Origin of the sequence: Brenneria corticis (assembly GCF_003115855.1) — a bacterium.
Lineage (GTDB): Bacteria > Pseudomonadota > Gammaproteobacteria > Enterobacterales > Enterobacteriaceae > Brenneria > Brenneria corticis.
Genome location: NZ_KZ819071.1, coordinates 362,151 through 383,389, shown reverse-complemented (window position 1 = coordinate 383,389; position 21,239 = coordinate 362,151). Strand labels below are relative to the sequence as shown.

Sequence of the window (21,239 nt, the reverse complement as noted above, 5' to 3'; positions counted from 1 at the left end):
ATCGGCATCGCCCATGCTTAGCGCCCTTGTTACACTGCTGCCGGTTGGTTATTCCAGCAAGTTTCGCCATCGCAAAGGGGTTTCTGCAACTTAAGGAAAGTAATGCTGCTATGAATCGAAGATTATTTCTCAAAGCCTCCATGGCGCTGGCCGCCGGCTGTGGCATTCCGGCGCTGGCCACGGTCTTTCCCCGCGCGGCCCTGGCCGCGGGAGAGCAAATCGCGGACGGCAATGCGACGCCTTTCAGTTTTTCCCTGCTCAAGAAAATGGCGGCGGATCGCGCCAGGCAACCCTATAACGGCCAGTCGGCGGCGCTTCCTCCTACGCTGGCCAAGCTGACGCCGCAGGCCTACAACGATATCCGCTATGACGCCGGGCATTCGCTCTGGAACTCGCTGGAAAATCGCCGGCTGGACGTACAATATTTTCACGTCGGCATGGGATTTACCCGCCCTGTACGTATGTTCTCCATCGATTCCGCCAACAACACGGCGCGTGAAATTCATTTCCGCCCGGAATTGTTCGACTATACCGGCGCCGGCGTCGACGTTTCGCAGCTCGAAGGAAAAGACGATCTCGGTTTCGCCGGCTTCAGGGTATTTAAAGCGCCGGAATTGACCCAGAGGGACATCGTCTCTTTCCTCGGCGCCAGCTATTTCCGCGCCGTGGACTCCACCTATCAGTACGGCCTGTCGGCGCGCGGGATCGCCATCAACACCTATACCTCCCAGCCCGAGGAGTTCCCCGACTTCGTCGCCTTCTGGTTCGAACAGCCGGAAGCGGGAGCGACCTCGTTCACCGTGTACGCGCTTTTGGACGGCCCCAGCACCACGGGCGCCTACCGTTTCGTCATCGACTGCGAGGCGGAGCGCGTGGTGATGGATATCGAAAAACAGCTGCATGCCCGTAAAGATATCCAGCAGTTGGGCATCGCGCCCATGACCAGCATGTTCAGCTGCGGCAACCACGAGCGCCGCATGTGCGACACCATCCATCCTCAGATTCACGACTCCGACCGGCTGGCCATGTGGACGGGAACGGGAGAGTGGATTTGCCGGCCGCTGAACAATCCGCAAAAACTCCGCTTCAACACCTACCAGGACAATAACCCCAAAGGATTCGGGCTGCTGCAAACCGATCGCGATTTCGATAATTACCAGGATGTCATCGGCTGGTATCACAAGCGACCGAGCCTGTGGGTGGAGCCTATCGGCCGGTGGGGCAAAGGCGCCGTCACGCTGATGGAAATCCCGACCACCGGGGAAACGCTGGATAATATCGTCTGTTTTTGGCACCCCGAAACCCCGATAAAAGCCGGCAGCGAATACAACTACCGCTATAAACTTTACTGGAGCGCCGACGCGCCGCAACGCACGCCTCTCGCCAGGGTGTATGCCACGCGCACGGGAATGGGCGGTTTCCCGGAAGGGTGGGCACCGGGCGAACACTATCCCGCACAGTGGGCGCGGCGTTTTGCGGTGGATTTCGTCGGCGACGATCTGAAAGCCGCGGCCCCCAGAGGGATAGAACCGGTGATTACCCTCTCCGACGGGCAGGCGAAAAATATCGAAATCCTCTACGTCGAGCCTTTTGACGGCTACCGTATTCTGTTCGACTGGTATCCGACCAGCGAGAAGAACGACCCCGTCGATATGCGGCTGTTCTTACGTTCGCAGGGCGAGACGCTGAGCGAAACCTGGCTTTATCAGTATTTCCCTCCCGCCGCGGACCAACGCCGTTATATCGACGACCGGGAAATGCATTAGTTATTTCGGCCGGATTCGCCGTCCGGCGAAATAAGCAGGAATGATGTGGCGATCGCCGGCCTCCGCGGCCCGCGATCGCCGCTACGCCATGCGGCCCGTTTTCTCTCCCGATAAGCGCCCCTAATGTCAGCACGTCTGTAATTAAATTTCACAAATTGCCATGTCCATATCAAAACAGGTAAAAATATCGGCGGTATAAAAGAATAACGCGCGCAAAGAATCGTCAATTGACGAATCAACCGCATCATGGCTAGATGAAAGGAGCGCAGTACGTCTTTCAGGTGAAACAAACTTACAAAAAATCAGAGGTGGGTCAGGGTAACTATGAGCGAGCAATATTCGGCAATGCGCAGTAACGTCAGCATGCTAGGCAAGCTGCTTGGCGATACGATTAAGGAAGCGCTGGGTGAAAACATTCTTGATAAGGTCGAAAGGATCCGTAAATTATCAAAATCTTCCCGAGCAGGCAGTGAAAAGCACCGTCAGGAACTGCTGAACACACTACAAAATCTGTCCAACGACGAGCTATTGCCGGTTGCCCGAGCATTTAGCCAATTCCTTAACTTTACCAATACCGCCGAGCAATACCATACCATCTCGCCCCACGGCGAAGCGGCCAGCAACCCGGAACTGCTCTCCAAAGCCTTTGCGCGCTTAAAAGAAAATAAGAATCTGACGGAAAGGGATATTCGCGACGCGGTCGAATCGCTGTCCATCGAGCTGGTGCTGACCGCGCACCCCACCGAGATCACCCGCCGCACGCTGATCCACAAGCTGGTCGAGGTGAATACCTGTCTGAAGCAGCTCGATCACGACGATCTGGCGGACTATGAGCGCAACCGGATTATGCGCCGCCTGCGTCAATTGATCGCCCAGTCCTGGCATACCGACGAAATCCGCAAAATACGGCCGACCCCGGTAGAAGAAGCCAAATGGGGATTCGCGGTGGTGGAAAACAGCCTGTGGGAAGGCGTACCCGCTTTTTTACGCGAGCTGGATGAACTGCTGGAAAAATCTTTCGGCTATCGTTTGCCCGTAGAAGCCGTGCCGGTGCGCTTTACCTCATGGATGGGGGGCGACCGCGACGGCAACCCCAACGTGACCGCCGAAGTGACCCGCCGGGTATTATTACTCAGCCGCTGGAAAGCGGCCGACCTGTTCCTGCAGGATATTCAGACCCTGGTATCGGAACTGTCGATGTCCGCCTGTACGCCGGAACTACGCAAGCTGGCCGGCGGCGACGAAGTACAGGAGCCGTACCGCGCCATCATGAAATCATTGCGGGCCCAGTTGAATAGTACGCTGGCTTATCTGGATGCGCGTCTCAAAGGCGGAGAGCTGTTGCCGCCGAAAGACCTGCTGGTCAGCAATGAACAATTGTGGGATCCGCTGTTCGCGTGTTATCAGTCGCTGCATGCCTGCGGCATGGGCATTATCGCCGACGGTCAATTGCTGGACACGCTGCGCCGCGTACGATGTTTCGGCGTACCTCTGGTGCGCATCGACGTTCGTCAGGAAAGCACCAATCACAGCGAGGCGCTGGCGGAAATCACCCGTTACCTGGGCCTGGGCGACTATGAAAGCTGGTCCGAGTCCGACAAACAGGCCTTCCTGATCCGTGAATTAAGCTCCAAACGTCCGCTGCTGCCGCGCCAGTGGGAACCCAGCGCAGAGACCAAAGAGGTGATCGACACCTGTAAAGTCATTGCCAAAGCGCCCGCCGGCTCCATCGCCGCCTACGTCATTTCCATGGCGCGTACGCCTTCCGACGTGCTGGCGGTGCATTTGCTGCTCAAGGAAGCCGGCTGCCCGTTCGCCCTACCGGTCGCCCCGCTGTTTGAAACGCTGGAAGACCTGAACAACGCCGACGACGTAATGACCCAGTTGCTGAATATCGACTGGTATCGCGGCGTCATTCAGGGCAAACAGATGGTGATGATCGGCTATTCCGACTCGGCGAAAGACGCCGGCGTGATGGCCGCTTCCTGGGCGCAATACCGCGCGCAGGACGCCCTGATTAAAACCTGCGAGAAAGCCGGCATCGCGCTGACGCTGTTCCACGGTCGCGGCGGCTCCATCGGCCGCGGCGGCGCGCCGGCCCATGCCGCCCTGCTGTCCCAGCCGCCGGGAAGCCTGAAAGGCGGCCTGCGCGTCACCGAACAGGGGGAGATGATCCGCTTTAAGTACGGCCTGCCGGAGGTCACCATCAGCAGCCTGGCGCTGTATACTGGGGCGATTCTGGAAGCCAACCTGTTGCCGCCGCCGGAACCCGAACAGGAGTGGAGCGAGGTGATGGACGAACTGTCCCGCGTCTCCTGCGAGATGTATCGCGGCTACGTACGCGAAAATCCGGACTTCGTCCCTTATTTCCGCTCCGCCACGCCGGAACTGGAGCTGGGTAAATTGCCGTTAGGCTCCCGCCCGGCGAAACGCCGTCCTACCGGCGGGGTGGAAAGCCTGCGCGCCATTCCGTGGATTTTCGCCTGGACGCAGAACCGCCTGATGTTGCCCGCATGGCTGGGGGCCGGCGCCGCGTTGCAAAAGGTCGTCAACGACGGCAAACAGGCGCAGTTGGAAGCCATGTGCCGCGACTGGCCGTTTTTCTCCACCCGCATCGGGATGCTGGAAATGGTGTTCTCCAAAGCCGACCTGTGGCTGGCCGAATACTACGACCAGCGTCTGGTCGACAAGAAACTCTGGCCGTTGGGGAAACAGCTGCGCGAGCAGCTGGCGCAAGATATCCACGTGGTGCTGACCATCGCCAACGACGATCACCTGATGGAAGACCTGCCGTGGATCGCCGAATCCATCGCGTTGCGCAACGTGTATACCGACCCGCTCAACGTGCTTCAGGCCGAGCTGCTGCACCGTTCGCGTCAGCAGGAACACCCTGACGCGGAGGTGGAGCTGGCGCTGATGGTGACCATCGCCGGCGTGGCCGCCGGTATGCGTAATACCGGCTGATCGATAAAAACCATTCGCGGAAACGACAAAGGCCGGTCCATGACCGGCCTTTCAATTGATGACAAAGTCTCAACCTACAAATCCGTCATTCCCGCGCAGGCGGGAATCCCTTGAACTCGGCGCTACCAGCGGAAGAAGGTCCCCGCCTACAGCCGCGGGGACGACGGTCATAAGGCTAGTTTGTCAACGATCCAAGGCCGGTTAATATGACCGGCCTTTGTCATTGCTTTCCCGGCGCGTTCGGCATCACGCCAGATATTTATCCTGCAGAAACTGCCGGGCGCGGTTATCCAGCCCGTACTCCGCCTCCATCCAGCCGTCGACCGAACCATGGCGTTCATTAATCGCCCGCAGCGCCGTGACGATAAACTCTTCCTTAACCGACAGCACGTAGGAAAACCGCCCCAGCGCTTTCTCGCTCAGGGTCTGCGCCAGATGCGTCATCAACTGCTGCCTGAATGGCGTCAGCGTGGTTTCGGTCAGCAGATAATCTTCAATCACCGTTTGCTCATCAACCCCCAGCGCCAGCATCACCAGCGCCGATCCCAGACCAGTGCGGTCTTTGCCCACCGCGCAGTGCTGTACCAGCGCGCCGTTATCCGGCTGCAACAGCAGCGACGCCAGTTGACGATAGGCGGAATTATCGAAAGGCAAACGGCGGTAAAGTTCCAGCATAAAGGCCCGCGAGTCGAAGGACTCCAGCACCTCCGATCCCAAAGAATCCAGATTCGCCGTGACTTCGTGCCGCAGCGGGTTGGCGGGGAACGGATGGTAGTTCGCGCCGGGCCACAGGATATCGGGCTTGAGGGCGATTTCATCCGGATCGCGGTAGTCGAGAACGTCGGCGACGGGCACCCCGGCCAGGCGTTCGCAGTCCGCCGGCGTCAATAAATCCAGCGAGCCGGCTCGAAATAGCTTGCCGCGGCGGATAAGCCGCCCGTCCGCCGTCCGATTGCCGCCCAGATCGCGGAAATTGATCCCGCCGTCCAGCGGAACCAGGGAAGGATGGAGTAAGGTGGGTTCGGTCATACATCTCCTTGCGGTGGTCATAACGGGCAGGCCGGAAAACGGACCGGCATTGGCTATCGCCGGCCCGACGTGCGGTAATCAACGCGCCGCCGTTTATGCGCCAGCCAGCAGGCGACGGGTGGCGTCCAGCAGAACCTTGACCACCGTGGTTTCAGCCAGCTTCATGGTGGCGACATCGGGAATTTCCTGCTGGGTGCGATTGACAATCACCCCGGCAATCATCCCGGCGCGCAGCCCCTGGCTGGCGCACATCGTCAGCAAGGTAGCGGATTCCATTTCATAATTCAGCACCCCCATGCTTTGCCACTCTTCCAGCGATCCCTGGAAACGGCGCACCACGCGGCCTGAAAAGGTATCATAACGCTCCTGGCCGGGGTAAAACGTATCGGATGATGCGGTCACGCCAACGTGCAGCGCCGCGCCGGACGCCTTTGCCGCCTCGACCAGGGCGGTGGTGCAGTCAAAATCGGCCACCGCTGGAAATTCCAGCGGCGCGAAATGCAGGCTGGCGCCGTCGAGCCGTACCGCCGCGGTCGTCACCAGCACATCTCCCACGTTGATACCCGGCTGGATCGCCCCCGTCGTCCCCACCCGCAGGAAGGTGCGGATGCCCAGCTGCGCCAGCTCCTCCACCGCAATCGACGTTGACGGGCCGCCAATGCCGGTGGAGCAGACGATAATCGGCTTGCCGTCCAGTTCGCCGCGCCAGGAGGTAAATTCACGGTGCGACGCCAGAGCGACCGGGTTATCCAGCAGGCGGGCTATTTTTTCCACGCGCTCAGGGTCGCCCGGCACAATCGCCAGCGTCGCGCCCTGTAAATCAGGCTTTGTCAGACCGAGATGGAACACATCAGATTTGGACATAACCGCCCTCCCAGGCAATAAGTCGAGTCATCAGAGGAAATAAGAAAAAACTTTAGCCTATTACAAGGCGATTTTTAGTGATTACCATCACTCATAAAAAAGAAACAGAAACTCAACATACATAAAATTGTGATTTACATCACTAATTAGCGTTATCAACAACGTCTTTGCGCCGTTTTGGTTCCGTTATTGTAGATTCTTTAGCCGTTGATATTCCTGGCGGTAGACACAAAACCCGCTATTTCTATGCATGAAAAAGGGAGGCTGCGCCTCCCTGTCATCGATCGTTAACGTTACCGGCTTAGCGCGCGTCGCGCAGACGCCGAGCCGCCTCAACCATGTTGGCCAGCGCCTGGCGGGTTTCCGGCCAGCCGCGGGTTTTCAGACCGCAGTCCGGGTTAACCCACAGACGTTGCGCCGGGATGCGCTGCGCCGCCTTCTTCAGCAACGCTTCGATCCACTCCACGCTTGGGACGTTCGGCGAGTGGATATCATACACGCCCGGGCCGATTTCGTTCGGATACTCAAACTCTTCAAACGACTCCAGCAGCTCCATATCGGAACGCGAGGTTTCGATGGTGATCACATCGGCGTCCAGCGCGGCGATGGAATCCATAATGTCGTTGAACTCGCAGTAACACATATGGGTGTGGATCTGCGTATCGTCTTGCGCCACGGCGGCATTCAGACGGAACGCCTCCACTGCCCAGGTCAGATAGGCATCCCAGTCGGAGCGGCGCAGCGGCAGACCCTCACGCAGGGCGGGCTCATCAATCTGAATAATGCCGATGCCCGCTTTTTCCAGATCGGCCACTTCGTCGCGCAGCGCCAGCGCAATCTGTTTGGCGATGGTTTCACGCGTTACGTCTTCGCGCGGGAAAGACCAGCACAGAATGGTCACCGGGCCGGTGAGCATGCCCTTCATCGGCTTGTTGGTCAGCGACTGGGCGTATTTCGCCCACTCTACGGTAATGGCCTGCGGGCGGCTGACGTCGCCGATAATCACCGGCGGCTTCACGCAGCGGGAGCCATAGCTCTGCACCCAGCCATTCTGGGTAAAGACGAAACCGTCCAGATGCTCGCCGAAATACTCCACCATATCGTTACGCTCGGCTTCGCCGTGCACCAGCACGTCCAGTCCCAGACGTTCCTGCTCGACCACCGCCTGCTTGATATGCTCGGAGATGCCGGTGCGGTAGTTGTTGCCGTCCAGACGCCCCTGCTTGAAGTCCAGACGCAGGCCGCGAATTTCCGTGGTTTGCGGAAAAGAGCCGATGGTGGTGGTCGGCCATGCCGGCAGATTGAAGCGTTCGCGCTGAGCCGCGGCGCGCAGCGGGTAAGCGCTCTGGCGCTGACTATCCTGCGCAGTGATGGCGGCCAGACGCTGCTCCACCGCCGGGTTGTTTACGCGGGTGGAAGTACGGCGAGCGCGAATCGGCGCGCTGTACGCGTCCAGCGCCTGACCATCGCCGCCGTTCAGCGCCTGGGCGAGCAGAGACAGCTCCGCACATTTCTGGATGGCGAAGGCAAACCAGCTTTTCACCTCATCGTCCAGACGCGTTTCGACGCTTAAATCGATCGGGCTGTGCAGCAAAGAGCAGGAGCTTCCCAGCCACAGATTGCGTTTGCCCGCCAGCGGTTGCAGGCGGGCAAACCAGGCGCTCAGGTCGGCGCGCCAGACGTTGCGCCCGTTAATCACCCCCAGCGACAGCAGCCAGTCGGCGGGCAATTGTTGATGCAACGTCGCCGCGTCGTCTTTGCCGTGCACCAGATCGACGTGCAGCCCCTGTACCGGCAGCGCTTTGACGGTATCCAGATTCTGGCCGATGCTGTCGAAATAGGTGGTCATCAACAGTTTCACCGGCCCTTGCAGCGCATCGTACGCCGGTTGGAACGCCGCCAGCCACTCTGGCGGCAGTTCCAGCACCAGCGCCGGCTCATCGATCTGCACCCATTCGATGCCGCGTTTAGCCAGCTCGGCCAATACCTGTTGATAGACCGGCAGAATCTCCGGCAACAGCGACAGGCGATCGAAGGGTTCGCCTTTTACCTTACCCAGCCACAGGTAGGTGACCGGCCCCAGCAGCACCGGCTTCACCTTGTGGCCCAGCGCCAGCGCTTCGTCCACTTCGTCCAGCAGCTGCGTCCAGGTCAGTTTGAACTGCTGGCCCTGGGTGAATTCCGGCACCATGTAGTGATAGTTGGTGTTGAACCACTTGGTCATCTCGGCGGCGGCGGCGGGTTCGCCGGTCGGCGCGCGTCCGCGGCCGATGCGGAACAGCGTATCCAGATCGACCGAGCCATCGGCATTCTGATGGCGGGCCGGTACGTTCCCCAGCAACAGGCTGGTGGTGAGGACATGATCGTACCAGGCGAAATCACCCACCGGCAGCAGATCGACGCCCGCATCCTTTTGTTGCTGCCAGTGACGCGCCCGAAGATCGCGTCCAACGGCCAACAACTCTTCCTGGGTTGCGTTGCCTGCCCAATAGCTTTCCTGCGCTTTTTTCAGTTCACGTCGTAATCCAACACGCGGAAAACCCAGTGTGTGATTTAAGATGGTCATCGTTAATTCCTCATTTAGCCGTCCAGATGTTTACACATCCATAATCCGCAGGTAGTGTATAATGCACAAGCGCAATTTATTCACTGTCACTGTGAAGGACTCTCATGATCGAACTTAAACACCTGCGAACGCTGCAAGCGCTGCGCAATACGGGGTCGTTGGCCGCCGCCGCCGCCGCGCTTCATCAAACCCAGTCGGCGTTATCACACCAGTTCAGCGATCTGGAGCAGCGTCTTGGGTTCAGGCTATTTGTGCGTAAAAGCCAGCCGCTGCGCTTTACGCCGCAGGGAGAGATCCTGTTGCAGTTGGCCGAGCAGGTGTTGCCGCAGATTCAGCAGGCGCTGCAGGCGTGTCATGAACCGCACCAGGCCACGCTGCGCCTGGCGATTGAGTGCCACAGCTGTATTCAGTGGCTGACCCCGGCGCTGGATGAGTTCCATCAAAACTGGCCGCAGGTGGCGACGGACTTTAAATCCGGCGTCACCTTCGACCCGCAGCCCGCGCTGCAACAGGGCGAGCTGGATCTGGTGATGACCTCGGATATCCTGCCGCGCAGCGGGCTGCACTACGCGCCGCTGTTTGATTTTGAAGTTCGGCTGGCGCTGGCGCCCGACCATCCGCTGGTGGGAAAAGATAAAATCGAACCGGAAGACCTGGGCGCGGAAACCCTGATGATCTATCCGGTTCAGCGCCAGCGGCTGGATGTCTGGCGCCACTTTCTGCAACCGGCCGGCGTCAGCCCGGCGCTGAAAAGCGTCGACAACACGCTGCTGCTGATTCAGATGGTGGCCGCCCGCATGGGGATCGCCGCGCTGCCGCACTGGGTGGTGGAGAGCTTTGAACGTCAGGGACTGATTGTGACAAAAACGCTGGGAGAGGGGCTGTGGAGCCGGTTGTACGCCGCCGTGCGGGACGGGGAACAGCGCCAACCGGTGATCGAAGCCTTTATTCGCTCGGCGCGTCAGCACGCCTGTGAGCATTTACCTTTTGTGCGGGACGCTTCACGACCCAGTGTCGGTGTACCCACAGCGAGGACATGATAATAATGGCCCCAATGATAAAGCTCGGCCAGTGGACCTTTTCCTGCCAGATAGCCAGGTTGACCAGCAATCCCGCGGGAACATGGAAATTATTCATGATCCCCAGGGTGCCCGCGTCGACCTGGGTGGCGCCATAGTTCCACATAAAGTAGCCCAACCCCGAAGCCGCAACCCCCAGCCAGACCAGGACTCCCCATTGCAACGACGTCGTGGGCAGTTTCTCGGCGTTACCGAACAGCAGCCACGCAACCACCGCAACCGCCAGCGCCCCCAGATAGAACCACGAAAAGGCGGTATGCTGCGGCATCGGATGCACTTCCATCAGGCGCTTGTAGCCGACCTGCCCGATGGCAAAGAAAATATTGGCGGCCTGCACCAGCACCAGCCCCCACAGAAAATGCGTGCTGACCTCGTCGTAGCGGATCACCGCCGCTCCCAGCACCGCCAGCAGCGCGCTGAACATATAGCCCCAGCGCAGGCGCTCGCGCCGCAGCAGATCGTAAATCAACGTGACATACAGCGGCGTCATCACCGTGAAGAGTAAAAATTCAGGCACCGTAAGATATAGATACGCCTGGAAAACAAACAGATACATAATCCCCAGTTGGCAGGCGCCAACCAGCAGATAGAGTAAAATCACCCGCGGCGCATAGCCCCGCCAGCGTAAAAACGGCAGAAAGACCAATGCCGCCAGCCCGACGCGCATCAATACGGAAAACCAGCTGTCGACCTGGCCGGCCAGATATTCGCCAATCAGGCTAAATGAAAAAGCCCACAATATGGTGGTGATAATCAGTAATGGCACAGCGCAATATCCGCTCGGAAAAGAAGTGTCGCCATTGTAACGGAGAACGGCGAATGAATTTTAGTCAATATGGTTTACATCTGAATAAATAACCGGCGAACGACTACCTGATAATCGCCCTACAAACGCGACGGATTTAGTCCCCTGCGCCAAATATAAAAACCCCTGCAATATTGCGCAGGGGTTCGGCAAATTAAGTACCGACAATCGGGAACGGCGGGATCAGATTTGCCATCTGAACCAGGCGAAAAAGACGTTGCCGTTATTGTAGGTGCCGGGAATATAGGTCGCCTGGAAAGAGAGCTTCTGATAACTGATCGAGGCTAGGGGCAACAACACCGGAATAGGAATATAGTTCCAGTTGTCGCGCATCGTCACGCCGGCGGTAAAACCCAGCCCCAGTTGGAAATCCTGATCGCGGGTCGGCCGCCAGCGTTTCTCAAAGCCATAGCCGCCGATAGGCTCCCATTTATTATGGGAATCCTTAAACGCCATGGCGTAAATCCCATGCCAGTCGCCGTCTTCATCGAGGCGTGAAATACCATATCCCGCGCCCCACGGACGCTCGTTATATTCATCGGTTTTATCTTTATCGTAGGTCCAGCGGTTATGCCAGGTAATAGCGGGAATATAGATATCGTGGTTCGGGGAGTCCGACCATGTTTTAGACAGGTTATTTTTACTTCTCTGCCACCAGCTTTCATCATGCCCGCCGGCTTCAGCGACGGCGCCGCTATGCGCTGAATCAGTTGCATAAGTCACAATCGGCATGGCGGATGACGCCGTAAAACACAGGATGATTAAAATACGCTTTAAATACATTCTTAGACTCTCTGCAACCATAATATTACTACTTTTACCTTTCAAGTCGCCGGCGTGTCGAGCACCTTCCCGCCCCTTGAAATCTATCGGGTTTAACAAAACATATAGCTTAATGCATTCTGTTTGCACAGATGGTACGACGCCGCCATTATGCGGAACAAACGGCAATGACGGTTAAATAAATGATAATCAGGGAAAAGGTTTCGGACAGTTCTTACCCGCAAAAACAAAAAACCATCGTATTTGCGGAGAATTAATAAATACGAGGGTTTTTATTAATGCGCGGGCGGGTATTAAATGCCGTCGCCATACTCAAAGCCACGGTTCACGCCGTTGAAATACTGATCCATATCCATCGACGGCTTCTCCGTTTCCGGACGGCCGACTATGCGCGCGGGCACGCCGGCGGCGGTGGTATGAGGCGGAACAGACTGCAACACCACCGAGCCCGCGCCAATTTTAGCACCGCGACCGACCTCAATATTCCCCAGGATTTTGGCGCCCGCGCCGATCATCACCCCTTCACGGATTTTAGGATGGCGATCGCCGCTGGTCTTGCCCGTACCGCCAAGGGTGACGGACTGCAGGATAGAGACATCATTCTCCACCACCGCCGTTTCACCGATCACGATGCCCGTGGCGTGATCGAGCATAATGCCGTAGCCAATCGTCGCCGCCGGGTGGATATCGACGCCAAAAGAGACCGAAATCTGATTCTGGAAATAGATCGCCAGCGCTTTACGCTCCTGCGACCAGAGCCAGTGACCGATGCGATACGCCTGTAACGCATGAAACCCTTTCAGGTAAAGCAACGGCGTCGAGTATTTATCAACCGCGGGATCGCGCAGGCACACCGCCTGAATATCGCGCGCGGCGGCGACGATCATTTGCGCGTCGGCCTGATACGCCTCTTCAGCCACCTCACGAATGGCGATGGCCGGCATAATCGCGCTCGCCAGCTTATTGGCCAGCATATAGCTCAGCGCGCTGCCCAGGTTCTCGTGTTTCAACAATGTGGCGTGAAAAAAACTGGCCAGCATAGGTTCGCTATCAGCCAAACTACGCGCTTCCGCCTTAATATTGTTCCAGACCAGTGCCAGTTCTTCTGTCGACATTGCCTTACTCTCCGAAATGCCACGCATCAATCGCCATCGCCCCTGATGTCTATTACTCAAAAAAACATCCGGACCGTCTTTATTAAGAAAGCCCAAAAAACAGGTTGTTATAAATTAGTGCTTTCGTCTTTACGGGTACGCCCCAGCAGACTTAGCGCTGCTTCCCGGGCATCTTTGCCGCAATACAGGACTTGCCAGAGCTGTTCGGTAATCGGCATTTCCACGCCGTGGCGCTGCGCCAACGCCAGCACTTCCTTGGTGTTACGGTATCCCTCGACAACCTGACCGATTTTATCCTGCGCCTCCTGCACGTCCATCCCCTGCCCCAGCATCATACCAAAACGCCGGTTGCGGGATTGGTTATCCGTGCAGGTCAGCACCAGATCGCCCAGCCCGGCCATCCCCATAAAGGTGGTGGGATCGGCGCCCAACGCCACGCCCAGCCGGGTCATCTCCGCCAGGCCGCGGGTAATCAGCGCCGTACGCGCGTTGGCGCCAAAACCGATGCCGTCGGACATGCCGGCGCCGATGGCAATCACGTTTTTCACCGCGCCGCCCAACTGTACGCCGATAAAATCAGGATTGCTGTATACCCGGAAACTTTTGCCGCAATGCAGCAAATGCTGCAGATCGTCGGCAAAGCCGCTATCCGTCGCCGCCAGCGCAATCGCCGTCGGCAGACCGGCGGCCAGTTCTTTGGCGAAGGTCGGCCCGGATACGACCGCCAGCGGGATTTTCTCGCCCAGCGCTTCACGCGCCACGTCCTGCAGCAGGCGCCCGGTTTCCGCTTCCAGCCCCTTGGTTGCCCACACGATACGCGCATCAGCCCGCAAATGCGGTTGAATCTGGCGCAGTACGTCGCCGAACACATGGCTGGGCACCACCACCAGCACATTCCGGCTGGCGGCCAGGGCTCGCGCCAGATCCGTTTCCAGCCGCAGCGAATCGGGAAAGGGAACGTCAGGAAGAAACGCCTGATTACAGCGGGCGGCCTGCAGGGCCTGGATATGCCCGGGCTCGTGTCCCCAGAGCACAACCTGGTGGCCATTACGCGCCAGCGTAATCGCCAATGCGGTGCCGTATGAACCGGCACCGATTACCGTCATTGAAGCGTCGGACGCGTTCATCAGGCATCCTGACGCGGTGCGGCGGCGTCTTCGCCTTCTGTTGTCTGCTGCTGCAGATAGTTCATAAACAGCGCATCAAAGTTGACCGGCGCCAGGTTCAACTGCGGGAACGTACCGCGGGAAACCAGGCTGGTGATGCACTCACGCGCATAAGGGAACAGAATGTTCGGGCAGTATGCGCCCAGGCAGTGCGCCAACTGGGTGCCTTCGATACCGCCCACGGTGAAAATTCCGCCCTGCTGAACTTCACACAGAAAAGCCGTCTCTTCGCCCAGCGAAGCCGTCACCGTGACGCGCAGCACCACTTCATAGATATCTTCCGCCAGTTGGCTGGATGCCGTGTCCAGATCCAGCTTCACTTCAGGCTGCCATTCCTGCTGGAATACCTGAGGGGCGTTCGGCGCTTCAAAAGAGATATCCTTGGTATAAATACGCTGGATCTGGAAAGACATTTCGGCGTTGTTTTGTTCGGACATGTTAAATAATACCTTTTGTTGGATTTCTTTGACGCCGTCCATCGTCAGCGAAGGCGTCAGTTCATTTATTTAAGTTGCGTTTACCTAATCCCGGCGTTGCGGTCAGCCCGCGGTTCTATTTACCACGGACCAAAGGCAGATTTTCACCGCTCCAGCCGGCAAGGCCGTCCTTCAGCACCAGTACGCGTTCAAAGCCCGCTTTCAGCAGGTTGCCCGCCGCTTCGCGCGAAGAAAGACCGTTGGCGCACACCACGATCACCGGCTGCGCTTTATGCTTTTCCAACTCGCCTACGCTGCCGTTTTTAATATCAGTGGGTAACAGGTTAAATGCGTTGGCAATGTGACCGCGACGATAGTCGTCACGATTGCGAATATCGACAATCACGGCATCTTCTTTGTTGATCAGTTGGATCGCCTCGCCGCGCGCCACGTCTTTCACTTTGGAAAATTTACTCTTCACCGTCAACACGATAACAGCAACCAGCAGGGCAACCCAAGCCACGCTCAATATAGGATGCTTGCTAATAAATGGCATAATCTCTTGCATGGGGTGTAACGACTCCCGAATCAGTTAAGCGATAAAATATAAGGTTCCTGAGTATACCTGCGTGATACCGCAAATACAGCCAGTAAGCCAACATAGCGTACGGAATCTGCGGCGCGATACATAAAAAATTTCCAGGAGAAATTTTTAACGTCGCATCGGCGACGGCCCGCCAGGGATGGCGGGCCATAAAAAATTTCCGCGCAGATAAGGTCATTCACCCATTTTATGCGCATACCTTCCCATTTATCTATTATTGATGCATCCGCCGCGCCGGCGCCGCGTCGTTTTTGTCACGAATGGAAATAGAAATCGGACAACAGACAACTGGTCAGCCGCTGTTCATCGTGGAATAATCCCTTGATATGAGTAAAAAAGCGTTATCTGTTCAGTTGCGAGCGGCATGTGGCGCCAACGTTGGATCTCCGGCGCGTCACAAGCGGTTCACCCGGTGCGCCAGCGCGTTTTGCGTCGGCGTTTTGCTGTTGTCCGCCGCCAGCCAGGCGGCGGACAACCAGGCGCAGCTCAAAAACCTGCAGCAGGATATCGCGGCAAAAGAAAAAAGCGTTCAGCAACAGCGGCAGCAGCGCGGCGCGCTACTCCAGCAATTGAAAAAGCAGGAGCAGTCGATTGCCCAGTCGAGCCGCCAGCTCCATGAGACGCGGAACACGCTGGCCGCATTGAATAAGGAGCTGACCGCGCTCGGCGCCTCCATTACCCGGTTGCAGTCGCAGCAGAAAACGCAGCAGAACATCCTGGCCCGTCAGCTTGACGCCGCATTCCGCCAGGGTCAACACAGCGCGCTGCAACTGATTCTGAGCGGGGAAGAAAGCCAGCGCAGCGAACGTATTCTCGCCTATTTCGGTTATCTGAACGACGCGCGTCAGAAATCCATCAACGACCTACAGCAAACGCAAAGCGAACTGGCCGATCAGAAACAGCTGCTGGAGCAGAAACAAAACCAGCAGAAAACGCTGCTGAACGACCAGCAGCAACAGCAGCAGGCGCTGGAACAGGCGCAGTCCGAACGTAAAAAAACGCTGGTCACCCTGGAAAGCTCGCTGGAAAAAGATCAGCGCCAGCTCGCCGAACTGCGACAGAATGAAACCCGCCTGCGCGACCAGATCGCCCGGGCCGAGCGCGAGGCCAAAGCCAGAGCCGAACGTGAAGCGCGCGAAGCCGCCAAAGTACGGGCGAAAGAGCAGCAGGCCAAACGCCGCGGCGGCAGCTATAAGCCGACGGAAAGCGAACAATCGCTGATGGCGCGCACCGGAGGGCTGGGGCGGCCCGCCGCCCAGGCTTTCTGGCCGGTGCGCGGGCGGATTGAACACCGTTTCGGCGAACCGCTGCAGGGCGAGTTACGCTGGAAAGGGCTGGTTATCGCCGCGCCGGAGGGAACCGAAGTGAAAGCCATCGCCGACGGCAACGTTCTGATGGCCTACTGGCTGCAAGGCTACGGCCTGGTGGTGGTGGTGCAGCACGGTAAAGGCGACATGAGTTTATACGGCTACAATCAAAGCGCGCTGGTTTCCGTCGGCGCGCAGGTTAAAGCGGGCCAGCCCATCGCGCTGGTGGGCACCAGCGGCGGGCAAAGCCAGCCGGCGCTCTATTTTGAAATTCGTCGCCAGGGTCAGGCGGTCAATCCACAACCTTGGCTGGGAAGATAGTCTTGTATTATTTAAAATCAAAAATATTTTTATTTTTCAGTCTATTAATACTATCGCCGTGCCTGATGGCCGGCAAACTTTCCATTGTGATCGATGACTTTGGCTATCGTCCTCATAATGAAAATCAGATTTTAAACCTGCCGATCGCCATTTCGGTCGCGGTGTTGCCCAACGCGCCTTACGCCAGAGAAATGGCGACCAAGGCGCATAATCAAGGGCGCGAAGTGCTGATTCACCTGCCGATGGCGCCAATGAGCAAACAGCCGCTGGAGCGCGATACCCTGCATCCCGGCATGAGCAGCGAAGAGATCCAGCGCATTATCCGCCAGTCCGTCAACAACGTTCCTTACGCCGTAGGGATGAATAACCATATGGGCAGCGCGATGACCGCCAGCCTCCCCGGCATGCGGAAAGTGATGCAGGCCCTGAGCGCCTATCACCTCTATTTTCTCGACAGCATGACCATCGGCAGCAGCCAGGCCAGCCAGGCCGCCGTCGGAACAGGGGTAAAAGTGATTAAGCGCCGAGTATTCCTCGATGACTCGCAGAACGAAGCCGATATCCGCCGCCAGTTTAACCGCGCGGTGCAGATAGCGCGGCGCAGCGGTTCCGCCATCGCCATCGGGCATCCGCATCCGTCGACCATCAGGGTGCTACAGCAAATGCTGCCGACGCTGGAGCCTGACATTGTGCTGGTACGCCCCAGCCAGTTGCTGAACGAACCGGCGCACTATCAACCCTTGCCGCCGTCAGAAACGCAGAAGCCGGCCAAACCCCGCAATCCATTCCGCGGCGTGCAGCAATGCAAGGTGAAAAAAGCGCCGCAGCCGGTGAAAGAGGGCGTTGTCTTCGAGCTGGCCGCCAGCAGCATCCGCGACAGCGCCGCCGTCACCTTCGTAAAACGCCGCTGGCAAACCTGGCTGGCGCCGGGTGAACCGGCAACCAGGCGGTAGCGGGTTTTATTCGCTCAGCATGTCCGAGCCTCCCGCAGGCTCGGATAGCTCATATCCGCCGGCGCTCTCACCCCCAGTCAAGAATCACTTTACCCGCCAGGCCGGAGCGCATGGCGTCGAACCCCTGTTGAAAATCATCAATGGAAAAGCGGTGGGTGACGATCGGCGACAGATCCAGGCCGGACTGCAGCAGCGCCGACATTTTGTACCAGGTTTCAAACATCTCCCGCCCATAGATGCCCTTGATAAACAATCCTTTAAAAATCACCTCGCCCCAGTCGATCGCCATCGGCCGCGGGGGTATGCCCAGCATGGCGATACGGCCGCCGTGATTCATCGACTTCAGCATGGCGCGAAACGCGTCCGGCGCGCCCGACATTTCCAGCCCGATATCAAAACCTTCGGACATTCCCAGCTCAATCATCACCGCGGCCAGGTTTTCGCGCGCCACGTTGACCGTCCGCGTTACCCCCATTTTACCGGCAAGCTCCAGCCGGTAATCGTTCACATCGGTAATCACCACATGGCGGGCGCCCACGTGGCGGCACACCGCCGCCGCCATAATGCCAATCGGCCCGGCGCCGGCGATCAGCACGTCTTCGCCGACCAAATCAAACGATAACGCGGTATGCACCGCATTGCCGAACGGATCGAAGATGGCGGCCAGTTCGTCGGAAATAGTGTCGGGAATGCGGAAGGCGTTATCGGCGGGAATAACCAGATATTCGGCAAACGAGCCGGGGCGATTGACGCCGACGCCAAGGGTATTGCGGCACAAATGACGGCGCCCGGCGCGGCAATTGCGGCAGTATCCGCAGGTAATATGCCCTTCGCCGGACACGCGGTCGCCGATGCTGAATCCGCTGACTTCCTGACCGATAGCCACGATTTCGCCGACGTACTCATGCCCGACGACCATCGGAACCGGAATGGTTTTCCGCGACCATCCATCCCAGTTATAGATGTGGACGTCGGTGCCGCAGATAGCGCTCTTACGGATTTTGATCATTACGTCGTTATGGCCCAGCGCCGGCCGCGACGCATCGATCATCCAGATCCCCGGTTCAGCGCGTAATTTCGCCAGTGCTTTCATCATCACTCTCTCAGGCAATCACCCCCAGGCGCCGCCCCACCCGGATAAAGGCATCGACAGCCCGCTGAACCTGTTGCGGCGTATGCGCGGCGGACATCTGGGTGCGGATGCGCGCCTGTCCGCCGGGCACCACCGGGTAAAAGAATCCCGTCACGTAGATCCCCTCGCGCTGCAACGCCTGGGCAAAGTCCTGCGCCAGCTGCGCGTCGCCGAGCATCACGGGAATAATGGCGTGGTCGGCCCCGGCCAGGGTAAAGCCCGCACTGGTCATCTGCTCGCGGAACTGGCGGGCATTGGCCCACAGCCGCTGACGCAGCTCATCCCCCTGCGCCAGAATTTCAAGCACCTTGAGCGAGGCGGTGACGATCGACGGGGCCAGCGAATTGGAGAAAAGGTAAGGACGCGAGCGCTGGCGCAGCCAGTCGATCACCTCGCGCCGCCCGGCGGTATAGCCGCCGGAGGCGCCCCCCAGGGCTTTGCCCAACGTCCCGGTAATAATGTCGACCCGTTCCATCACGCCGCAATATTCGTGCGTGCCCCTCCCCCGCTCCCCGACGAAACCGACGGCGTGGGAGTCATCCACCATCACCAGCGCATCGTAGCGATCGGCCAGATCGCAGATTCCCGCCAAATTGGCGATCACCCCGTCCATCGAAAAGACGCCGTCGGTGGCGATCAGCACATGGCGCGCCCCCTCGGCTCTGGCCTGCTGCAGCTGCGCCTCCAGCTGATTCATATCGTTGTTGGCATAGCGGTAGCGCCGGGCTTTGGAGAGCCGGATGCCGTCGATGATCGACGCGTGATTCAACGCATCGGACAGGATGGCGTCCTCCGGACCCAGCAGCGTTTCAAACAGGCCGCCGTTGGCGTCAAAGCAGGAGGAGTACAGAATCGCGTCATCCGTGCCCAGAAAGTCCGCCAACTGCTGCTCCAGCAGTTTGTGAATATCCTGCGTGCCGCAGATAAAGCGCACCGACGCCATGCCGAAGCCATGGCGGTCCAACCCCGCTTTCGCCGCCGCTATCACCTGCGCGTCGTCGGCCAGCCCGAGATAGTTGTTGGCGCAGAAATTCAGCAGCTTATCCCGGTCCGCCACGGCGATTTCCGCCTGCTGCGGGGAGGTAATCAGCCGCTCTTCCTTGAAAAGCCCCTCCCGGCGGGCGGCCATAATCTGCGCGGCGAGCTGTTGATAAAAGGCGGCGGGCATAGCGATTTTCTCCGGTTAAAAGCGTGTCCGTAACCTTTAATAAGCTAGCGGAAGCCGCCGGAAATGAGCGGTAAAGAGTCTGAAAATGCAATCTGCGTCACGACCCGCCGCACATTGTCTGATGCCGGTCACAGATGCGCAATTGGCGGATAGCGCAAACGCCGGGCTGCTTGCGGTAAAATGAAATGCTATTATAACGGTCATATACATAGGGTGAGGCGCGGTGCCTCACCGGCAAGATTAACAAGGGTAGATCCCATGATTATCGTTACTGGCGGCGCCGGCTTTATCGGCAGCAATATCGTAAAAGCACTCAATGACATTGGCTATCGGGATATTCTGGTTGTCGATAACCTGAAAGACGGGACGAAATTCGTCAATCTGGTGGATCTGGATATCACCGACTATATGGATAAAGAGGATTTCATCGCCAGTATCATCGCCGGCGACGACCTGGGCGATATTGACGCCGTCTTCCATGAAGGGGCCTGCTCGTCAACCACCGAGTGGGACGGCAAGTATATGATGGACAATAACTATCAATACTCCAAAGACCTGCTGCACTACTGTCTCGATCGCAACATCCCGTTCCTGTACGCCTCCTCCGCCGCCACCTATGGCGGGCGTGACGATAACTTCGTCGAAGAGCGTCAGTATGAGCAGCCGCTGAATGTCTACGGCTACTCCAAATTCCTGTTCGACCAGTACGTACGCGAGATCCTGCCGCAGGCCGAGTCACAGATTTGCGGGTTCCGCTACTTCAACGTCTACGGACCGCGCGAAGGGCACAAAGGCAGTATGGCGAGCGTCGCCTTCCACCTGAACAGCCAGATCAAGCTGGGCGAAAACCCGAAACTGTTCTCCGGCAGCGAAAACTTCAAACGGGACTTTATCTACGTCGCCGACGTCGCCGCCGTCAACCTGTGGTTCTGGCAAAAAGGGGTCTCCGGTATTTTCAACTGCGGCACCGGCCGGGCTGAATCATTCCAGGCCGTCGCCGACGCCACGCTGGCGTTCCATAAAACAGGCAGCGTGGAATACATCGAATTCCCCGCCAAGCTGAAGGGCCGTTATCAGGCCTATACCCAGGCGGATCTGACCAAACTGCGCGCCGCGGGTTACGATAAACCGTTTAAAACCGTCGCCGAGGGCGTTGCCGAATACATGGCCTGGCTGAACCGTACCGTTTAAGCGGACAAGG

17 protein-coding genes are annotated in these 21,239 nt (G+C 58.2%); 6 read left to right on the top strand and 11 right to left on the bottom strand.

Features of this window, described 5'->3' with window-relative positions; genetic code table 11:
• Positions 1 to 110: 110 nt before the first annotated feature.
• Both DDT56_RS01780 and ppc read left to right on the top strand, forming a co-directional pair.
• Positions 111 to 1,766 carry a glucan biosynthesis protein D gene (locus DDT56_RS01780; RefSeq protein ID WP_136164786.1) on the top strand — a complete coding sequence of 552 codons (1,656 nt, stop codon included), beginning with the start codon at positions 111 to 113 and terminating at the stop codon, positions 1,764 to 1,766.
• 324 nt (positions 1,767 to 2,090) lie between these two features.
• Entirely contained in the window at positions 2,091 to 4,730 is a 2,640-nt protein-coding gene (gene ppc / locus DDT56_RS01775; protein ID WP_136164785.1) for a phosphoenolpyruvate carboxylase, read from the top strand.
• Positions 4,731 to 4,976: 246 nt separating this feature from the next.
• On the opposite strand, the gene DDT56_RS01770 is transcribed toward ppc, so the two are convergent.
• The 3 genes from DDT56_RS01770 to metE all read right to left on the bottom strand — a co-directional run bounded on the left by DDT56_RS01770 (position 4,977) and on the right by metE (position 9,189).
• Complete coding sequence (locus tag DDT56_RS01770) at positions 4,977 to 5,759, bottom strand: tyrosine-protein phosphatase (protein ID WP_136164784.1); 783 nt, start codon at positions 5,757 to 5,759, stop codon at positions 4,977 to 4,979.
• A gap of 93 nt (positions 5,760 to 5,852) precedes the next feature.
• Positions 5,853 to 6,623: a uridine phosphorylase gene (gene udp, locus DDT56_RS01765; protein WP_136164783.1), complete on the bottom strand. Its 771-nt coding sequence runs from the start codon at positions 6,621 to 6,623 to the stop codon at positions 5,853 to 5,855.
• Positions 6,624 to 6,924: 301 nt separating this feature from the next.
• Positions 6,925 to 9,189, bottom strand: coding sequence for a 5-methyltetrahydropteroyltriglutamate--homocysteine S-methyltransferase (gene metE, locus DDT56_RS01760; RefSeq protein ID WP_136164782.1), 2,265 nt, complete (start codon positions 9,187 to 9,189; stop codon positions 6,925 to 6,927).
• Positions 9,190 to 9,293: 104 nt separating this feature from the next.
• Between metE and metR the strand changes: the two genes are divergently transcribed.
• Positions 9,294 to 10,229: an HTH-type transcriptional regulator MetR gene (metR, locus tag DDT56_RS01755; protein WP_136164781.1), complete on the top strand. Its 936-nt coding sequence runs from the start codon at positions 9,294 to 9,296 to the stop codon at positions 10,227 to 10,229.
• On the opposite strand, the gene DDT56_RS01750 is transcribed toward metR, so the two are convergent.
• From DDT56_RS01750 to DDT56_RS01725, 6 genes are all read right to left on the bottom strand, one after another.
• Positions 10,135 to 11,034, bottom strand: coding sequence for a carboxylate/amino acid/amine transporter (locus tag DDT56_RS01750; protein ID WP_136164780.1), 900 nt, complete (start codon positions 11,032 to 11,034; stop codon positions 10,135 to 10,137). The two genes, metR and DDT56_RS01750, sit on opposite strands and share 95 nt — an antisense overlap.
• Positions 11,035 to 11,256: 222 nt before the next feature.
• The gene (gene pagP / locus DDT56_RS01745; protein ID WP_136164779.1) at positions 11,257 to 11,856 is read right to left on the bottom strand and encodes a lipid IV(A) palmitoyltransferase PagP; all 600 of its coding nucleotides are present in this window, start codon (positions 11,854 to 11,856) and stop codon (positions 11,257 to 11,259) included.
• Between the two features lie 293 nt (positions 11,857 to 12,149).
• Complete coding sequence (cysE, locus tag DDT56_RS01740; protein ID WP_136164778.1) at positions 12,150 to 12,971, bottom strand: serine O-acetyltransferase; 822 nt, start codon at positions 12,969 to 12,971, stop codon at positions 12,150 to 12,152.
• 107 nt (positions 12,972 to 13,078) lie between these two features.
• Complete coding sequence (gene gpsA, locus DDT56_RS01735; RefSeq protein WP_136164777.1) at positions 13,079 to 14,098, bottom strand: NAD(P)H-dependent glycerol-3-phosphate dehydrogenase; 1,020 nt, start codon at positions 14,096 to 14,098, stop codon at positions 13,079 to 13,081.
• Positions 14,098 to 14,574 carry a protein-export chaperone SecB gene (gene secB / locus DDT56_RS01730; protein WP_136164776.1) on the bottom strand — a complete coding sequence of 159 codons (477 nt, stop codon included), beginning with the start codon at positions 14,572 to 14,574 and terminating at the stop codon, positions 14,098 to 14,100. The genes gpsA and secB overlap by 1 nt, the downstream gene beginning before the upstream one ends.
• Positions 14,575 to 14,689: 115 nt before the next feature.
• Positions 14,690 to 15,121: a rhodanese-like domain-containing protein gene (locus DDT56_RS01725; protein ID WP_136164775.1), complete on the bottom strand. Its 432-nt coding sequence runs from the start codon at positions 15,119 to 15,121 to the stop codon at positions 14,690 to 14,692.
• Positions 15,122 to 15,483: 362 nt separating this feature from the next.
• On the opposite strand from DDT56_RS01725, the gene envC reads away from it, so the two are divergent.
• Both envC and DDT56_RS01715 read left to right on the top strand, forming a co-directional pair.
• Positions 15,484 to 16,785 (top strand): murein hydrolase activator EnvC, encoded by a 1,302-nt coding sequence (gene envC, locus DDT56_RS01720; RefSeq protein WP_136164774.1) that lies wholly within the window; start codon positions 15,484 to 15,486, stop codon positions 16,783 to 16,785.
• Between the two features lie 65 nt (positions 16,786 to 16,850).
• Positions 16,851 to 17,738 carry a divergent polysaccharide deacetylase family protein gene (locus DDT56_RS01715; protein ID WP_246856696.1) on the top strand — a complete coding sequence of 296 codons (888 nt, stop codon included), beginning with the start codon at positions 16,851 to 16,853 and terminating at the stop codon, positions 17,736 to 17,738.
• Positions 17,739 to 17,805: 67 nt separating this feature from the next.
• On the opposite strand, the gene tdh is transcribed toward DDT56_RS01715, so the two are convergent.
• A complete protein-coding gene (gene tdh / locus DDT56_RS01710) occupies positions 17,806 to 18,831 on the bottom strand; it encodes an L-threonine 3-dehydrogenase (protein ID WP_136164836.1) in 1,026 nt (341 codons plus the stop codon).
• 10 nt (positions 18,832 to 18,841) lie between these two features.
• Entirely contained in the window at positions 18,842 to 20,038 is a 1,197-nt protein-coding gene (locus DDT56_RS01705; protein WP_136164772.1) for a glycine C-acetyltransferase, read from the bottom strand.
• Between the two features lie 258 nt (positions 20,039 to 20,296).
• On the opposite strand from DDT56_RS01705, the gene rfaD reads away from it, so the two are divergent.
• Entirely contained in the window at positions 20,297 to 21,229 is a 933-nt protein-coding gene (gene rfaD, locus DDT56_RS01700) for an ADP-glyceromanno-heptose 6-epimerase (RefSeq protein ID WP_136164771.1), read from the top strand.
• The last annotated feature ends 10 nt before the right edge of the window (positions 21,230 to 21,239 follow it).